1 protein-coding gene is annotated in these 1596 nt (G+C 65.9%); it reads right to left on the minus strand.

The window, feature by feature from the left end; genetic code table 11:
* Positions 1-115: 115 nt before the first annotated feature.
* Complete coding sequence (locus tag KIH73_RS10730; protein WP_219083371.1) at positions 116-1330, minus strand: IS110 family RNA-guided transposase; 1215 nt, start codon at positions 1328-1330, stop codon at positions 116-118.
* Positions 1331-1596 lie beyond the last annotated feature (266 nt).

Genomic DNA, 1596 nt, shown 5'->3' on the forward strand with positions numbered 1-1596 from the left:
TAGGGGGGTGTCCCTATGGTTTTGTCAATCCGTTTGGGGTTGTTTGTTGGTGGCGTTTTCGGGCGCGTTTCGCCCTGTGTCCGGTGCCGTCGGTGTTGGTCCTGCGTGATGTCGGCTAGGCGGCCTTGGCCAGGTCGGTTTGCTTGGGTTGGTAGAGGGTTCCGTTTTTGAGCATGCTGTAGAGGACGTCGCAACGGCGTCGGGCGAGGCAGATGATGGCGGCGTTGTGGCGTTTCCCCTCGGCTCGTTTGCGCCGGTAGTAGGCGTTGCTTTCCGGGTCGTGGAACGCGGCGATGAACGCGGACTGCCATAGGGCGTTCTTCAGCCGTTTGTTGCCTCCTCTTGAGGGGTGCTCGCCCCTGATGCTGGCGCCGCTTCGTCGGGTGACGGGCGCGATGCCGGCGTAGGCGGCGAGGCGGGCCGAGTTCTCGAACCTGGTGATGTCGCCGTCGATGGCCAGGAGAATCTGGCTTCCGGTCTTGGCCGCGATTCCTGGCATGCTGGTCAAGACCGTGAGAAGAGGGTGGTTCTCCAATAGGCGCTCGACCCGCCCCGCCACCTCGCGCCGCTGCCGTTTGAGTTCCATGAGCTGGCGGGCGATCGCGGGGATCACCGTCTCGGCGGCTTCGGTGCCGGCCACGGTGACGGTCTGCCTGCCGATCGCGTCGAACAGGGAGGCGACGATGGCGGCGGAGTTGCGCAGTTTGCGGCTTCTGGCCCATTCGGAGACGCGCGCGATGCCGGTGCGGCGCATGCCCGCGGGGCCTCCGTAGCGCTCGAGCAGCGCCAGGACCGTGTCACTGGTGATTCTGTCCGATTTCAGTGCGCGTTCGAACGCGGGGTGGATCTGCAGCAGCAGGCTGCGCAGGCGGTTGACGTGCCGCGTGGTCTCCCATGCGAGGTCCTCGTCGTAGCCGGAGAGCACTTTCAGTCCGGCGAGGGTCTCGTCGTCGCTGCCGCAATCCCTGAGAGCGGACGGCATGTGCAGGGCGGTGAACGCGATCACGTACGCGTCCCGCTCGTCGGTCTTTGCGTCTCCCGGCAGAAGCTGGGCGGCCTTGCGCATCGCCCCTCCGGGCAGGTACGCCACGGCCACGCCCATGTCGCGGGCCACCGCCAAAGGCAGCGAGCCGATGGTGTTGGGCTGGTCCACTACCAGCAGCACACGGCCGCGTTCCGAGAGGCGGGACAGCAGGTCCCGGATCTCCGTCTCGTCCTGTCCGAGAGGTTTGTCATGGACTTTGTCGCCATTCCGGTCGAGGGCGCACGCGTGGTGCGATTCCTTGCCGACGTCAAGTCCGAGCCAGACGCCGATGTCATTGGCCTGCATGGCGGTCTCCTTTGTCCGTTCGCCTCCGGGCCGCCGCGATCGACGTGCGATCCTGACGCCCGGTCCCGGCAGCCACATTACGAGGAGGCCTCACCGCGTCCCAAGACCTGCGCGGCGGGCCATGTCCCTATCAGCGGTCACCAAGCGTCCCGTCCGCGGCGGCAGCACCCCCCGGATCATGGAAATGACAGGGCGAAAGAGCCATACCGCGGTCGGCGACCAAGTCCCGAATCAATTTGAGGACTCACCTAATACTGTAATGGGCG

It is taken from the genome of Bifidobacterium phasiani, from assembly GCF_019331775.1.
In the GTDB taxonomy this organism is placed as follows: Bacteria; Actinomycetota; Actinomycetes; order Actinomycetales; family Bifidobacteriaceae; genus Bifidobacterium; species Bifidobacterium phasiani.

What these genes read in the sequence shown, in the direction of transcription:
- KIH73_RS10730 (WP_219083371.1), bottom strand. Translation starts at nt 1,330, where the DNA reads ATGCAGGCCAATGACATCGGCGTCTGGCTCGGACTTGACGTCGGCAAG.